This is a genomic window from Variovorax sp. FW301-JW7 (assembly GCF_058788795.1).
This window is the reverse complement of sequence record NZ_JBYTBC010000005.1, coordinates 416,555-431,815: the sequence shown is the minus strand read 5'-3', so window position 1 is coordinate 431,815 and position 15,261 is coordinate 416,555. Positions and strand designations below refer to the sequence as shown.

General features: G+C 67.9%; 16 protein-coding genes and 1 tRNA gene. 15 read left to right on the top strand and 2 right to left on the bottom strand.

Features of this window, described 5'->3' with window-relative positions; genetic code table 11:
• Positions 1–30: 30 nt before the first annotated feature.
• From AC3WQM_RS17200 to AC3WQM_RS17165, 8 genes are all read left to right on the top strand, one after another.
• On the top strand, positions 31–1,896 hold the full coding sequence (locus AC3WQM_RS17200) for a tetratricopeptide repeat protein (protein WP_492680350.1): 1,866 nt from the start codon (positions 31–33) through the stop codon (positions 1,894–1,896).
• Positions 1,897–2,442 carry a lipoprotein insertase outer membrane protein LolB gene (locus AC3WQM_RS17195; RefSeq protein ID WP_492680348.1) on the top strand — a complete coding sequence of 182 codons (546 nt, stop codon included), beginning with the start codon at positions 1,897–1,899 and terminating at the stop codon, positions 2,440–2,442. It abuts the gene before it with no gap.
• Positions 2,439–3,320, top strand: a complete 882-nt coding sequence (gene ispE / locus AC3WQM_RS17190) for a 4-(cytidine 5'-diphospho)-2-C-methyl-D-erythritol kinase (RefSeq protein WP_070061996.1) — start codon at positions 2,439–2,441, stop codon at positions 3,318–3,320. The genes AC3WQM_RS17195 and ispE overlap by 4 nt, the downstream gene beginning before the upstream one ends.
• A 71-nt stretch (positions 3,321–3,391) precedes the next feature.
• Positions 3,392–3,468: transfer RNA gene (locus AC3WQM_RS17185), tRNA-Gln, on the top strand.
• 142 nt (positions 3,469–3,610) lie between these two features.
• Positions 3,611–4,585 (top strand): ribose-phosphate pyrophosphokinase, encoded by a 975-nt coding sequence (locus AC3WQM_RS17180; protein ID WP_062476346.1) that lies wholly within the window; start codon positions 3,611–3,613, stop codon positions 4,583–4,585.
• A gap of 86 nt (positions 4,586–4,671) precedes the next feature.
• Positions 4,672–5,325 (top strand): 50S ribosomal protein L25/general stress protein Ctc, encoded by a 654-nt coding sequence (locus AC3WQM_RS17175; RefSeq protein WP_489057721.1) that lies wholly within the window; start codon positions 4,672–4,674, stop codon positions 5,323–5,325.
• Between the two features lie 81 nt (positions 5,326–5,406).
• Positions 5,407–6,042: an aminoacyl-tRNA hydrolase gene (gene pth / locus AC3WQM_RS17170; RefSeq protein WP_492680346.1), complete on the top strand. Its 636-nt coding sequence runs from the start codon at positions 5,407–5,409 to the stop codon at positions 6,040–6,042.
• Between the two features lie 125 nt (positions 6,043–6,167).
• Positions 6,168–6,560 (top strand): hypothetical protein, encoded by a 393-nt coding sequence (locus AC3WQM_RS17165; protein ID WP_492680344.1) that lies wholly within the window; start codon positions 6,168–6,170, stop codon positions 6,558–6,560.
• Positions 6,561–6,569: 9 nt separating this feature from the next.
• Here AC3WQM_RS17165 and AC3WQM_RS17160 read toward each other — a convergent pair whose 3' ends face one another.
• Positions 6,570–6,875: a YfhL family 4Fe-4S dicluster ferredoxin gene (locus tag AC3WQM_RS17160; RefSeq protein WP_492680342.1), complete on the bottom strand. Its 306-nt coding sequence runs from the start codon at positions 6,873–6,875 to the stop codon at positions 6,570–6,572.
• 145 nt (positions 6,876–7,020) lie between these two features.
• Between AC3WQM_RS17160 and AC3WQM_RS17155 the strand changes: the two genes are divergently transcribed.
• From AC3WQM_RS17155 to AC3WQM_RS17130, 6 genes are all read left to right on the top strand, one after another.
• Positions 7,021–7,971, top strand: a complete 951-nt coding sequence (locus tag AC3WQM_RS17155; protein ID WP_095746670.1) for an ABC transporter permease — start codon at positions 7,021–7,023, stop codon at positions 7,969–7,971.
• Positions 7,968–8,843, top strand: a complete 876-nt coding sequence (locus tag AC3WQM_RS17150) for an ABC transporter permease (protein WP_062481348.1) — start codon at positions 7,968–7,970, stop codon at positions 8,841–8,843. Before AC3WQM_RS17155 ends, AC3WQM_RS17150 begins: the two co-directional genes overlap by 4 nt.
• A gap of 11 nt (positions 8,844–8,854) precedes the next feature.
• Entirely contained in the window at positions 8,855–9,844 is a 990-nt protein-coding gene (locus AC3WQM_RS17145) for an ABC transporter ATP-binding protein (RefSeq protein WP_492680340.1), read from the top strand.
• On the top strand, positions 9,841–10,662 hold the full coding sequence (locus tag AC3WQM_RS17140; protein ID WP_492680338.1) for an ATP-binding cassette domain-containing protein: 822 nt from the start codon (positions 9,841–9,843) through the stop codon (positions 10,660–10,662). Before AC3WQM_RS17145 ends, AC3WQM_RS17140 begins: the two co-directional genes overlap by 4 nt.
• A 273-nt stretch (positions 10,663–10,935) precedes the next feature.
• Positions 10,936–12,423: an ABC transporter substrate-binding protein gene (locus AC3WQM_RS17135; protein WP_070061989.1), complete on the top strand. Its 1,488-nt coding sequence runs from the start codon at positions 10,936–10,938 to the stop codon at positions 12,421–12,423.
• Positions 12,420–13,841, top strand: a complete 1,422-nt coding sequence (locus AC3WQM_RS17130) for an amidase (RefSeq protein ID WP_492680336.1) — start codon at positions 12,420–12,422, stop codon at positions 13,839–13,841. Before AC3WQM_RS17135 ends, AC3WQM_RS17130 begins: the two co-directional genes overlap by 4 nt.
• Before the next feature lie 9 nt (positions 13,842–13,850).
• Here AC3WQM_RS17130 and AC3WQM_RS17125 read toward each other — a convergent pair whose 3' ends face one another.
• Positions 13,851–14,714 (bottom strand): LysR family transcriptional regulator, encoded by an 864-nt coding sequence (locus tag AC3WQM_RS17125; protein WP_369630049.1) that lies wholly within the window; start codon positions 14,712–14,714, stop codon positions 13,851–13,853.
• A 125-nt stretch (positions 14,715–14,839) separates the two neighbouring features.
• Between AC3WQM_RS17125 and AC3WQM_RS17120 the strand changes: the two genes are divergently transcribed.
• Positions 14,840–15,238 (top strand): tautomerase family protein, encoded by a 399-nt coding sequence (locus AC3WQM_RS17120; protein ID WP_369630050.1) that lies wholly within the window; start codon positions 14,840–14,842, stop codon positions 15,236–15,238.
• Positions 15,239–15,261 lie beyond the last annotated feature (23 nt).

Here is a 15,261-nt window from a genome sequence, read left to right as displayed (position 1 = left end):
TCGTTCAAATGGCTGGATTATTATGGTCAGATGAACCCATCGCCCCGCCGTCACCGCCTTGCGGCGGCCGCGTCTCTCGTGCTGCTTGCCTACACAACGCACGCACAGTCTCTTGAACCCACCGCCGCCGGCAACCCGCCTCCCGCCATCGAGCGCACGGCGCCGCCGAAGCCGCCGGTGCGCTCCAGGAACACGACCACCGCCGGAGCAACCAAGCCGGCCGCCGAGGTCGCGCAGCCGTCGGCGCTGACGGCCGACCTGTTCTACGACATCCTCATCGGCGAGATCACCGCCCGGTCCGGCGACCCCGGCTCCGGCTATGCACGGGTGCTCGAGGCCGCCCAGCGCCTGCGCGACGGCAAGCTGTTCCAGCGCGCCGTGGAAATCGCGCTGCAGTCGCGCGCCGGCGACGACGCCGCGATCGCCGCGGCCCGTGCCTGGCAGGAAGCGCTGCCCCATTCGCGCGACGCCCGGCGCATCGAGCTGCAGATCCTGATCGCGCGGGGCCGCATCAGCGAAACCGTCGAGCCGCTGCGCGCCGAAATGGCGGCCACGTCGCAGATCGAACGCCCCCTGCTGATGGCGGTGATTGCGCGCACCTACGGACGCGCCCCGGACAAGAAACTGGCCGCTTCGGTGGTCGAGCAGGCGTTGGTCGACGAACTCAAGAGCCCGACGATCGGCGGGCTGGCCTGGGCCACCGTGGGCAGGCTGCGCCTGAACGCCGGCGACCCCTCGGGCGCGCTGGACGCCGCGCGCAAGGGGCAAGCCATCGACCCCACGTCCGAGGCGCCCTCGGCGCTGGCGCTGGAGCTCATCGACCCGGGCCAGCCGCTGGCCGAGCCGATCGTCACGCGCTACCTCGCGAACAACCCCAAGGCCTCGCCCGACCTGCGCATCGCCTATGCGCGCACGCTGGTCGAGAACCGCCGCTTCAGCGACGCCTCCGCGCAGCTGCAGACCCTGACCGCCGCGCGCCCCGAGCTGGCCGAGCCCTGGCTGCTGCTCGGCAGCCTGCAGATGCAGGCCCGGCAGGAAGCCGCGGCCGAGACTTCGCTCAAGCGCTATGTCGACCTGATGACCGCGCCGGGCCAGAGCCAGGACGCCGGTGACGTCGCCGACCGCAAGCGCGGGCTGACGCAGGCGTACCTCGTGCTGTCGCAGCTGGCGGAACGGCGCAAGGATTTCCAGGCAGCCGACCGCTGGATCACGCGCATCGACAGCTCTGACAACCAGAGCGCCATCCAGGGCCGCCGCGCCAGCCTGCTCGCCAAGCAGGGCAAGCTGCCCCAGGCCCGCGAACTGCTGCGCGCGTTGCCCGAGCGCACGGCGGACGAGCGCAAACAGAAACTGCTGGCCGAAGCCCAGCTGCTGCGCGAGGCCAGGCAATACCAGGCCGCCTACGACCTGCTGGCCCAGGCCTCGGCCGCCGCGCCGGACGACGGTGACCTCGTCTACGACCAGGCCATGATGGCCGAGAAGCTCAACCGCCTGGACGACATGGAGCGGCTGCTGCGCCGCCTCATGACGCTCAAGCCCGAGAGCCAGAACGCGTACAACGCGCTGGGCTACTCCTTTGCCGATCGCAAGATCCGGCTCGACGAGGCCCGCACGCTCATCCAGAAGGCCGTGCAGCTCGCGCCCGAAGACCCGTTCATTGCCGACAGCCTGGGCTGGGTCGAGTTTCGGCTCGGCAATACGGCGGAGGCGATCCGCATCCTGGAGGCGGCCTACAAGACCCGGCCCGACGCAGAGATCGGCGCGCACTTCGGCGAGGTCCTGTGGTCGATCGGCCAGAAGGACCGCGCCGTCGCGATCTGGAAAGAATCGCTGCTGACGGACGCCGAGAACGAGACGCTGCAGGAAACCCTCAAGCGCCTGCGCGTCAAACCCTGAATGGCATCGATCACGCAATCGGCTCCCGCACGGGGCGACAACGCCCTCACCCGCCGCGCGGCGCTTGGCGCGGGGGGCGGTGCGCTGCTGCTATGGCTGACGGGCTGCGCGCAGCTCTCGAGCGGTTCCCGCGCCACTTCCGAGCGTTCGGCCAGCTGGAGCGGCCGCATGTCGCTGCGCATCGACAGTGAACCCGTCCAGACCTTTGCCGCCCTGTTCGAGCTGCGCGGTTCAGCCGAAACCGGCGACCTGACGCTGACCACCCCGATCGGCAGCACGCTGGCGCAGTTGCGCTGGGCGCCGGGCGAAGCCCTGCTGAAGAACGGCAGCGAGACCCGTCGCTACGACTCCGTCGATGCGCTGATCGAAGCTGCCACCGGCGCCGCCATTCCGGTGGGCGCCCTGTTCGGCTGGCTCGACGGCCGCGCCGACCCCGTCCCCGGCTGGCGCGCCGACCTGGGCCAGCTGTCGAACGGCCGCCTGCAGGCCACGCGCGAATCCCCGGCGCCTCGGGCAGACCTGCGCATCGTGTTCGAACGCTCATGAAGGCGATCTACGACCTGCCCGCGCCGGCCAAGCTGAACCTGTTCCTGCACATCACCGGGCGGCGCGACGACGGCTATCACCTGCTGCAGTCGGTCTTCATGCTGATCGACTGGTGCGACACGCTTCACGTCGAGCTGCGCAACGATGGCCAACTGAGCCGCGAAGACCTCACCACGCCGCTGCCAGCCGACGACCTCGTGCTGCGCGCCGCCCGCGCCCTGCAGGCGCACGCTGCGCCCGGCCAAGGCGCCCACATCGGCATCGCCAAGCATGTGCCGGCGCAGGCGGGCATGGGCGGGGGGTCGTCGGACGCCGCTACTTGCCTGCTCGCGCTCAACCGCCTCTGGAACCTGAACCTGCCGCTGTCGCGCCTGGCGCAGATCGGGCTGAAGCTGGGCGCGGATGTGCCTTTCTTCCTCGGCGGACGCAACGCCTGGGTCGAGGGCATCGGCGAAGAAATCACACCGGTCAACCTGCCGCCGGCACGCTTCGTGGTGGCCAAGCCACCCGAAGGACTCGATACCCGATTAATTTTTTCTGCGGATGATTTGGAACGGGCAACTCCTGTTGCTATAATCTCAGGCTTTGCTGCAGATAGCGAACAGCTAGAAGCCACAAACCTCGGCAACGGGGTTTACGACTTCGGTCACAACGACCTGCAGCCGGTTGCCCAACGGCTTTGCCCCGCAGTCACCGACGCCATCGAATGGCTCGGACTGCAAGGATTGAAAGCCCGGATGACCGGCTCTGGAAGTTCGGTGTTCGCGAAGATGCCGCAATTGCCGCAGGAAGCGGAACTGCTCGAAGCCCCCCGGGGATGGCAGGTTCGACAATGCGACAATCTGGCAGTTCATCCACTCTGGGGATGGGCAGCCTGAAGAGATAATCGGAACGCTCTGCGGTTCGATGCGACATATATCGGTGGGTGGTGCAAACCATCAACCTGTGTAGGGGAGTCGCCAAGCTGGTTAAGGCACTGGATTTTGATTCCAGCATGCAAAGGTTCGAATCCTTTCTCCCCTGCCAAATCTCTCAAACTGCGGCCTGATGGCCGCAGTGCTTCTTTTGCAGTCCACCGGCTGCAATAATCGGCGGCCCACACAGGCCGCCACGACTCGAAACCTTGGCGGCTTTCCCGCAAGCCCATTTGCACTGCCCGGACGCGCTCATGCAGGCCAATCACCCTGATTTCTTGGTTTTCACCGGCAACGCCAATCCCGGCCTTGCAGCGGAAATCGCGCACAACCTCGGCACCTCGCTGGGCGCCGCACGCGTCGGTCGCTTCTCCGACGGTGAAGTCACCGTCGAGATCAACCAGAACGTCCGTGCCCGCGACGTGTTCGTGGTGCAGTCGACCTGCGCGCCGACCAACGAAAACCTGATGGAACTGCTGATCATGGTCGACGCGCTCAAGCGCGCTTCGGCCGAGCGGATCAGCGCCGTGATTCCCTACTTCGGCTACGCCCGCCAGGACCGCCGCCCGCGCTCGAGCCGCGTGCCGATCTCGGCCAAGGTGGTTGCCAACCTGCTGGAAACCGTGGGCGTCGAGCGCGTGCTCACCATGGACCTGCACGCCGACCAGATCCAGGGCTTCTTCGACATTCCGGTCGACAACATCTACGCCTCGCCCGTGCTGCTGGGCGACCTGCGCCAGAAGAACTACGAAGATCTCATCGTGGTCTCGCCCGACGTCGGCGGCGTGGTGCGCGCCCGTGCGCTGGCCAAGCAACTGAACTGCGACCTCGCCATCATCGACAAGCGCCGCCCGAAGGCCAACGTCAGCGAAGTCATGAACGTGATCGGCGAGATCGACGGCCGCAACTGCGTGATCATGGACGACATGATCGACACGGCCGGCACGCTGGTCAAAGCGGCCGAAGTGCTGAAGGAGCGCGGCGCCAAGAGCGTGTACGCCTACTGCACGCACCCGATCTTCTCGGGCCCGGCCATCGAACGCCTCTCCAAGGGCACGGCCCTGGACGAAGTGGTCGTCACCAACACCATCCCTCTTTCCGACGCGGCCGTCGCGTGCGGAAAGATCCGCCAGCTCTCCGTGGCACCGCTGATCGCCGAAACGATCCAGCGCATTGCCAAGGGCGAGTCGGTGATGAGTTTGTTCTCGGACCAGGACAACCTGTTCTGAGCTGAGAGCGAAAAAGCGGGCCTCCTACGGAGGCCTTTTTGAATCGGAGTCTCACTGGTCGCGGTGGACTCTCACAGGAGCTAGTTATGAAATTCGTCGCTTATGAGCGCGCAAAGCAGGGCACGGGTGCGAGCCGCCGTCTCCGCATCACGGGCAAGACCCCGGGCATCGTCTACGGTGGTGACACCCAGCCGCAACTGATCGAAATCGATCACAACGCGCTGTGGCACGCCCTGAAGAAGGAAGCCTTCCACTCGTCGATCCTCGAAATGGACCTCGCCGGCGCCGTCACCAAGGTGCTGCTGCGCGACGTGCAATACCACCCGTTCCGCCAGCTGGTGCAACACATCGACTTCCAACGCGTCGATGCCAAGACCCGCATGAACATGAAGGTGCCGCTTCACTTCAAGGGTGAAGAAGAGTCCGACGCCGTCAAGCTGGATCACAACCTCGTGAACCACGTGATGACCGAACTGGAAATCAACTGCCTCCCGAGCGATCTGCCTGAATTCATCGAGATCGACCTCTCGAGCCTGAAGAAGAACGCCACGCTGCACGTCAACGACATCAAGCTGCCCAAGGGCGTGAAGTTCGTGAGCCACGGCAAGACCAACCCCGTCATCGTGTCGGCCGTGCCGCCGCTGGTCTCGGAAGAGCCGGCACCCGCTGCCGAAGGCGCTGCTGCCGAAGGCGCTGCCGCCGCTGGCAAGCCCGCCGCCAAGACGGCCAAGAAGAAGTAATCCTCTTTCTTTCCGTCTGCGAACAGAAGGCCCGCCTCGTGCGGGCCTTTTGCTTTGTGGGGCGGCGAGATAATTCCCGCCATGATCAAGCTGTTTGTCGGCCTCGGAAACCCGGGCCCTGAGTACGAAGCCACGCGCCACAACGCGGGCTTCTGGTGGATCGACGCGCTCGCGCGCGACTGGAAGCTCAACCTCGTGCCCGAGCGCAGCTACCACGGCCTCGCGGCGCGCGCGAACATCGGCGGCCAGAGCATCTGGCTGCTGGAGCCGCAGACCTTCATGAACCTGTCGGGCAAGTCGGTGGGCGCACTGGCGCGCTTCTTCAAGATCGCGCCCGAAGAAATCCTCGTGGTGCACGACGAGCTCGACGTGGTGCCCGGCCAGGCCAAGCTCAAGTTCGGCGGCAGCCACGCGGGCCACAACGGCCTGCGCGACATCCACGCGCAGCTCGGCACCGGCGACTACTGGCGCCTGCGGCTGGGCATCGGCCACCCCGGCGTGAAATCGGAGGTCGTCAACTGGGTGCTCAAGAAGCCGCTCAAGGAACAACGTGAAGCGATTGAAGACGCCATCGTGCGCACCTTGCATGCCGCCCCCGCGCTGGTGGCCGGCGAGATGGAAAAAGCCACGCTGATGATTCACACGAGCAAACCGCCGCGGCCCAAGCCGCCGAGGCGGGAGCCCGGCGACGGAGGCACGACGCCTGCCGCCACCTAGCCGGCCACGGGAGTGCAGGGAGGGAGAGCAAACAAGAAATGAGAAAAAGAAGAACGACGAAGAACAAGAAGACAGCGGGCACAACGGCGATCGCTATATTTTCAATAGCACTGGCCATCGCCTCCATGGGCGCCTCAGCCCAGACCTGGCGATGCGGCAACACCTATTCCGACCAGCCCTGCGAAGGCGGGCGGACCGTGAAGGTGGACGACCGGCGCAACGATGCGGACCGCAGGGCGTCGGAAGACGCCACGCGCCGCAACGAACGCAGCGCAGGTCGGCTGGCGCGCCACCGGGAGTCGCAGGAGCGAGAGGCGCTCGGCCGGCGCAGTCCCACGACCTTCGATGCCGGGCGCTTCGCCACGAGCGCGCAACCGCTCACGCCCGCCGAACGGGCCGCCCAGGCCCGCCAGCGCAAGCACACGGCCGAGCCCCGCCCGACGAGCGCGCGCTTCAACAGTCCTTCGACCGGCGACGAGGCGCCGAAGGACACAGGCAAGAAGAAAAAGAAGAAGTAACCGTCCGGCTCAGAGGGCGCCGGCTGACGACGACGGCGAGGCAGCATCCGACGCGGGCGGTGCCGCCTTGTCCGCCGTGAGACGCACGTACTTCTGCAGCAGCGTCTCGCGGGTCTCCACATGGTCCGGGTTCACCGGGATGCAGGCCACCGGGCAGATCTGCACGCATTGCGGCTCGTCGAAGTGGCCGACGCACTCGGTGCACTTGTGCGGATCGATCTCGTAGAACTCGGCGCCCATATAGATCGCATCGTTCGGGCACTCGGGCTCGCAGACATCGCAGTTGATGCATTCGTCGGTGATCATGAGGGCCATCCCCCGATTATCGGCGGACCGGGCGAACGCCCCGCCGCAGGCCTTGCGGAGCCCCCGCCGGCGTCAGGGCGGTCCGGCGAGGAGCGACAAAGTTCACAGTCGAGGCACGGTTGTTGCACCAGTCAGTTATGCTGCGGCCCGCCCCATGAGTCTGTTTCTATTCAAGCGCATCGCCACGCTGATCGGCACCCTGATCGGCGCCTCGGTCATCGTTTTCCTCGTCCTCGAGATCCTGCCCGGCAACGCCGCGCAGATGCTCATGGGCCCCGACGCCTCGCCCGACGCCGTCGCGGCCCTGGCCACCAAGCTCGGCCTCGACCAGCCCGCGTGGACCCGCTACTGGCACTGGATCGGTGGTCTGCTCACCGGCAACCTCGGTGACAGCTACGCCTACAGCTCGCCCGTCATCGACCTGATCCTCGAGCGCCTGGCCCTCACGGTGCCGCTGGCCGTGATGGCGATGGCCCTGACCGTCGTCATCGCCCTGCTGGTTGGCGTGACGGCTGCGGCACGCCACAACAAGCTCGGCGACGTCGGCCTCATGGGCATGGCCCAGGTCGGCATCGCCATCCCCAACTTCTGGTTCGCCATCCTGCTGATCCTCGTGTTCTCGGTGCAGCTGCAGTGGTTCTCCGCGGGCGGCTTCGAGGGCTGGGGTGAAGGCATCTTCGCGGGATTGAAATCGCTGCTGCTGCCCGCGCTATCGCTCGCAGTGGTGCAGGCCGCGATCCTCGCGCGCATCACGCGCTCAGCCGTGCTCGAGGTGATGCGCGAAGACTTCGTGCGTACCGCACGCGCCAAGGGCGTGTCCCAGCGCATGGTGCTGTGGACCCATGTGCTGCGCAACGCGATGATTCCGGTCATCACGGTGATGGGAATGCAGTTCTCCGAGCTGCTGGCCGGCACCATCGTGGTGGAGAACGTGTTCTACCTGCCGGGCCTGGGCCGCCTGATCTTCCAGGCCATCAGCAACCGCGACCTGATCGTGGTGCGCAACTGCGTGATGCTGCTCGCGGCCATGGTGGTCATCGTGAACTTCGTGGTCGACGTGCTCTATGCCGTGATCGACCCGCGCATCAAGGCAAGCGACGTATGAGCACGACCACCGTTCCCAGCGCCGTCGCACTCAAGGTGCCGGGCTTCTGGCGCCGCGCCCTGCACCACCGCAGCTTCGCGATCGGCGGCGTGCTGAGCCTGTTGCTGCTGATCGCTGCCGTGCTCTCTTTGGTCTGGACGCCGTGGTCGCCCTACGCGATGGACATGGCGAACAAGATGCAGGGCCCCTCGGCCACGCACTGGCTCGGCACCGATGCCTTCGGGCGCGACGTGGCCTCGTTGCTGCTCGTGGGCGCACGCGCGTCCATCCTCGTCGGCGTGATTGCCGTGGGCATCGGCCTCGTGGTCGGCACCGCGCTGGGCCTGCTCGCTGCCGCAAGACGCGGCTGGGTCGAAGAGGCGGTGATGCGCCTCTCGGACTTCACGCTCGCCTTCCCCGCCATCCTCTCGGCCATCATGATGACCGCCGTGTTCGGCGCCGGCATCGTCAACGCCATCATCGCGATCGGCATCTACAACATCCCGACGTTTGCGCGCATCACGCGCGCCTCGGCCAACGCGATCTGGTCACGCGAATACGTCGCCGCCGCGCGCGCCTGCGGCAAGGGATCGTTCGCGATCACCATGCAGCACGTGCTGCCGAACATCTCCGCCGTGCTGATCGTGCAGATCACGATCCGCTTCGCCATCGCCATCCTGGCGGAAGCTGCGCTGTCGTACCTAGGCCTCGGCACGCAACCGCCGCAGCCCTCGTGGGGCCGCATGCTCAGCGAAGCCCAGACCCTCATGTTCCAGCAGCCGCTGCTCGCGGTGTTCCCCGGGATGGCCATCGCCCTGGCGGTGCTCGGCCTGAACCTGATGGGCGACGGCCTGCGCGACCTGCTCGATCCGCGCCTGGCGCGCGCGAGATAAGCAAGCACGCCATGGCACTTCTCGAAGTCAACGACCTCCACATCGGCCTGCAGACCCAGCGCGGGCCGGCCGAAGCCGTGCGCGGCATTTCCTTCTCGCTGGAGCGCGGCGAAACGCTGGGCATCGTCGGCGAATCGGGCTGCGGCAAGTCGATCACCGTGATGTCGCTCATGGGCCTGCTGCCTGCCACCGCGAAGGTCACGGGCAGCATCCGCTTCGACGGCACCGAGCTGGTCGGGCGCGACGAAAAGGACATGTGCCAGATCCGCGGCAACCGCATCGGCATGATCTTCCAGGAGCCGATGACGGCGCTGAACCCCGTGCACACCATCGTGCGCCAGGTCGGCGAGCCGCTGCGGCTGCACCGCGGCCTGTCGAAGGCCGAGGCGCGCAAGGAAGTGCTCGCGCTGCTCGACCGCGTCGGCATTCCCGACGCCGCCTCGCGCCTCGATGCCTACCCGCACCAGTTCTCGGGCGGGCAGCGCCAGCGCATCGGCATCGCGATGGCGCTGGCCTGTGGGCCCGACCTGCTGATCGCCGACGAGCCCACCACTGCGCTCGACGTGACGATCCAGAAGCAGATCCTGGAGCTCATCCAGGGCCTCGTGGCCGAGCGCGGCATGGCGCTGATTTTGATTTCGCACGACCTCGGCGTGATCTCGCAGACGGTCTCGAAGATGCTCGTGATGTACGGCGGCAGCGTGGTCGAGAGCGGCCCCACCGACGCCGTGTTCGCCAAGCGCGCCCACCCCTACACGCAAGGCCTGTTCGCCGCGCGCCCCGCCATCGGCGCGCCGCGCGGTCTGCGCCTGGCCACCATCCGCGGCAGCGTGCCCGAGCTGGTCGACCTGCCACCGGGCTGCCCGTTCGCGGGCCGCTGCGCCTACACGGTCGACGCCTGCCACACCACGCGGCCGTCCGCCACGGTGCTGCCGCCGAACCACGCGGTGCGCTGCATGCGTCTCGAAGAAATTGCAGCCGCGCAGGCTGTTGCGCCATGAATTCATCGACCCCGCTGCTGCAGGTGACCGACCTCGTGCGGCACTACGCCCTGCCACGCGAAAAACTCTTCGGCCCGCCGCCCACCGTGAAGGCCCTCAACGGCGTGAGCTTCAGTGTGCAGGCCGGCAAGAGCGTGGGCATCGTCGGTGAATCGGGTTCGGGCAAGTCGACCATCGCGCGCCTCGTGATGGCGCTGGACACGCCCACCTCGGGCAGCGTCGCGCTCGAAGGCCGCAACCTGCACGCGCTCTCGAAGGCCGAGCTGCGCACCGCGCGGCGCGACTTCCAGATGGTGTTCCAGGACCCGTATGGTTCGCTCGACCCGCGCCAGACCGTCGCCCGCATCGTCGCCGAGCCGCTCGAAGCGCTGGCTGAAACACGCCGCGCCGAGCAGCGCGAGCGCGCCGCCGAAGCCCTCGCCGCCGTGGGCCTGCGCACCACCGACCTCGACAAGTACCCGCACGAGTTCTCAGGTGGCCAGCGCCAGCGCATCGCGATCGCACGCGCGCTCATCACGCGCCCCAAGCTCATCGTCGCCGACGAACCCGTGAGCGCACTCGACGTCTCGGTGCAGGCCCAGGTGCTCAACCTCATGCAGGACCTGCAGCAGCAGTTCGGCATCAGCTACCTGCTCATCAGCCACGACCTCGCCGTGGTCAACCACCTGTGCGACGAGGTGTGCGTGGTGTTCAAGGGCCAGATCGTGGAGCAGGGGCCGCCGGCCGAGCTGTTCCATCACGCGCAGCATCCGTACACCCGCACCCTGCTGTCGGCGGTGCTGCACACGCCGCCCGGCGGCACGCTGCGCGCGGCCTGAACACCGGGGCGCGGCCTCGGACACATCGGTCATGAGCATCTGGTGGCGCAAGCCGTTGGCTTCGCGCAAGATCGCTCGCCCATCCGGGAACGTCCCGAGGAAATAGCGCCCGCGCCGGCGCGCACCGGAGGGCCTGCTGCGAGAGAATGATCCGCTGCACGTGGCATCTTTCGTGCTGTGTGTCTTTCTTTCGTGGCGCTGCGCTTCCCCCTGGGGCACGGTGCGCGCCGAAGCAGTCATTCGACACTGACCGTTTTCCGGAGATCACCCCGTATGTTGAACCGTCGCACCCTCCTTACCACCGCCGGCGCCACCGTCGCCCTGGCCACCCCGCTGGCCGGCATGGCGCAGGGCCGCAAGGACGCCATCGTGATCGGCATGGCCCTGGAGCCGCCGGGCCTGGACCCGACCACCGGCGCCGCCGCCGCCATCGCCGAGGTCGTGCAGTACAACATCCTGGAAACGCTGACCAAGATCAACGTCGACGGCAGCGTCACGCCGCTCCTGGCCGAAAGCTGGGAAATCTCGCCCGACCTGAAGACCTACACCTTCAAGCTGCGCAAGGGCGTCAAGTTCCAGAACGGCGAGCCCTTCAACGCCTCCACCGTCAAGTTCGCCTTCGACCGCGCCGGCGGCGAGAAGAGCACCAACAAGGACAAGCGCACCTTCGCCAACCTCGCCACGCAGGTGGTCGACGAGCACACGGTGGTGGTCATCAACAAGGAGATCGACCCCGACCTGCCCTTCGTGCTGGGCCAGGCCACGGCCGCCATCGTCGAGCCCAAGAGCGCCGAGGGCAACGCCACCAAGCCGATCGGCACCGGCCCCTACAAGCTGGACAACTGGGCCAAGGGTTCGTCGATCACGCTGAGCAAGTGGGAGGGCTTTCGCGCCCCTGCTGTCGCCAAGATCAACAAGGTCACCTTCCGCTTCATCTCGGACACCGCCGCGCAGGCCGCCGCCGTGCTCTCGGGCGACGTGGACGTGTTCACGCGCATCGGCACGCGCGCCGTGCCGCAGTTCCGCAACAACCCGCAGTTCCAGACCATCCTGGCCGGTTCGCGCGCCAAGACCATCCTCTCGATCAACAACAAGAAGAAGCCGCTGGACGACGTGCGCGTGCGCCGCGCCATCCTTGCGGCCATCGACCGCAAGGCCTTCATCGAGGGCGCGGCCGACGGCCTGGGCGTGCCGATCGGCAGCCACTACGTGCCGGGTGCCGCGGGCTACATCGACACCACGGGCATCAACCCCTTCGACATCGAGAAGGCCAAGAAGCTGCTCGCCGAGGCCGGCGTGAAGACCCCGCTCGAACTGCGCATGACCCTGCCCCCGCCGCCGTACGCGCGCCAGGGCGGCGAGGTCATCGTGGCCCAGCTCGCCAAGATCGGCATCAACGTGAAGATCCAGAACGTCGAGTGGGCGCAGTGGCTCAGCGGCACCTACACCAACAAGGACTACGACCTGTCGATCATTTCGCACGTCGAGCCCTTCGACCTGGGCAACTACGCCAAGCCCGACTACTACTGGGGCTACCAGTCGAAGGCCTTCGACACGCTGTTCGACAAGATCAAGTCCACCGGCAACGCGGCGGAGCGCAACAAGCTGCTGGGCGAGGCGCAAAAGCTGCTGGCCACCGACGCGGCCAACGGCTTCCTCTACCAGCCGCAGTTCCCGACCGTGGCCAAGAAGAACGTCAAGGGCCTCTGGAAAGAGAACCCGATCTTCGTGAACGACCTGTCCGCGCTGTCGTGGGGATGAGCCCCGCAGTGTCCGACCCCTCCCTGCCTTCGTTGAGCGACCTGTCGGCACAGGAGCTCTCCGCGGCCTACCGCGAGAAGCGCCTGTCGCCGGTCGAGGTGACGCGCGCCGTCATCGCGCGCATCGAGCACTGCGAACCCCGGCTGCAGGCCACGTGGCTGTTCCGGCCCGAGGCCGCGCTGGAGCAGGCGCGCGCCTCGGAGCAGCGCTGGCAGCGCGGCGACGCGCGCGGCCCGCTCGACGGCGTGCCGACCACGATCAAGGAAAACATCGCCACGCGCGGCGACCCGCTGCCCGCGGGCACCGCCGCCGTCGACCTCATGCCCGCCGCCGCCGACGCCCCGCCGGCCGCGCGCCTGAAGGAGGCCGGCGCCGTCATCGTCAGCAAGACCACCATGCCCGACTACGGCATGCTGTCGTCGGGGCTGTCGAGCTTTCACACGCTCGCGCGCAACCCCTGGGACCTGAGCCGCACGCCGGGCGGCTCCAGCGCCGGCGCCGGTGCCGCCGCGGCGGCGGGCTACGGCCCACTGCACCTGGGCACCGACATCGGCGGCTCGCTGCGGCTGCCCGCCAGCTGGTGCGGCATCTTCACGCTCAAGCCCAGCCTGGGACGCATCCCGATCGACCCGCCCTACATGGGCCGCGCCGCCGGCCCCATGACGCGCACCGTCGGCGACGCCGCGCTCATGATGCAGGCGCTGGCCCGGCCCGACGCGCGCGACAGCATGAGCCTGCCCGCGCAGGACATCGACTGGGCCGCGTTCGACGTCGCGCCCGACCACCTGCGCGGCCTGCGCATCGGCCTGCTGCTGGACGCCGGCTGCGGCCTCGCGGTCGAACCCGAGATCCAGGCCGCGGTCGAGCAGGCGGCGCGCCTGTTCGAAAAGGCCGGCGCCACCGTCGAGCCCATGCAGCCCTTCATGTCGCAGGCCCTGCTCGACGGCATGGATCACCTGTGGCGCATGCGCTCGCTGGTGGACCTGAAGGCCCTGCGCCCCGACCAGCGCGCCAAGGTGCTGCCCTACATCCGCGAATGGGCCGAGAGCGCCGCCGAGTTCAGCGGCGAGCACGTGTTCCGCAGCTTCAGCCAGTTCCACGCGACGCGCGTCACCACGGTGAACGCCTGCGCGCGCTTCGACTACGTGATCTCGCCGGTGTCGCCCAACATGCCGGCAGCGGCCGAGGCGCCCTCGCCCACCAACGACCCGCTGCGGCCGCTGGAGCACATCGGCTTCACCGTGCCGTTCAACATGTCGGAGCAGCCGGCGGCGTCGGTGAACTGCGGGTACTCGGCCGGCGGCCTGCCGATCGGGCTGCAGATCGCGGGACAGCGCTTCGACGACCTCGGCGTGCTGCGCGTGGCGCGCGCGTTCGAGCAGATCCGGGAAGTGCAGCGGCCCTGGCCGCAGCTCTGAGCGCGGCCTTCAGGCCAGCTGCAACGACAGCATCTCCCGCGCCCGCGTCACGAACGCGGTCTCGCCCCGCCGTGCGGGCAGCCACTGGAACGCCACGCGGGGCAGCGCCGGCAGCCCGTGGGGCGGTGCGAGCCGCGCGATGCCCTCGCCGATCGCCGATTCGTTGAGGCAGGCCACGCCCAGGCCCGCGGCCAGGGCCGACTGCAGGCCCGCCACGCCTGATGCCACGTGCGCCAGCACATAGGGCACGCGGCGGCGGCGCAGCAGGGACACGGTGAACTGGTGCAGCGAACAGGTGTCGGGCAGCGCCAGCAGCCGCACCGGCTCGCCGCGCACCACACGCAGGCCGGCCGCACCGAGCCACGCCAGCGATTCGCGCCGCAGCACGGCACCGCTGCCGGCCGCGGCTGCATTGGCCCCCGCAATGTTCATCGCCAGCCCCACGTCGAAATCGCCGTGCGCGTAGGCGGTGCGCAGCGCGTCGCTCTTCAGGATGGTCACGTGCAGCCGCACCTGCGGATAGCGCTCGCCGAGCCGGCCCAGCAGGCGGGTGAGGTCGCCGGGGCGGAAGTAGTCGGTCACGGCCAGCCGCAGCTCGCCTTGCAGCGTTTCGCCGCGCAGGTCGCGAAAGGCTTCGTCGCTCAGCGCGAGGATGCGACGCGCATGCCCCAGCAACCGCAGGCCCGCCTCGGTGGGCGCCACGCCGGCCTTGCTGCGCGTCAGCAGCGACTGGCCGGCGCGCTCCTCGAGCTTGCGGATCTGCTCGCTCACCGACGATTGCGACAGGTACACGCGCGGCGCCGCCGCCGTGAGGCTGCCGGCGTCGGCCACCGCCACCAGGGTGCGCAACTGTTCGAGGTCGAAGCCTTGCATGGTGCCTGCCTATCCATTCGCTGATCCGATGGATTCCATCATATCTTCCCGCTTTTCCGATGACGATGCGGCGCCCACAATCACCCCATCGACCACCCGTTCTTCACCCCCGAAAGGAGTCCACCATGCCCCACATCGTCGTCCACCTCTCCGGCCAACCTGACGCCGCCCTCACCCGCAAGACCGTCGACACGGTCGCCGAGCTCACGCAGAGCGTGCTGGGCAAGGCGCTGCCGGTCATCGCCGTCACGGTGCAGTACATCGCCGCCGACAGCTGGTTCATCGGCGGCCAATCGCTGGCCGAGCTCGGCAAGTCGGCCTTCCACCTGGACATCAGCGTGACCGACGAGACCAACACCAAGGCCGAGAAGGCGCGCTACCTGCGCGAGGTGCACGCGGCCATGGCCCGGCTGCGGCCCGACCTGCACGAGGTCTCGTACATCCACGTGATCGATGCGCGCGGCGCAGCCTACGGCTACGGCGGCAAGACGCAGGAGTACCGCCACCAGCAAGCGGGTGTCTGAGAAGACTTCTTGAAAGACGCCGG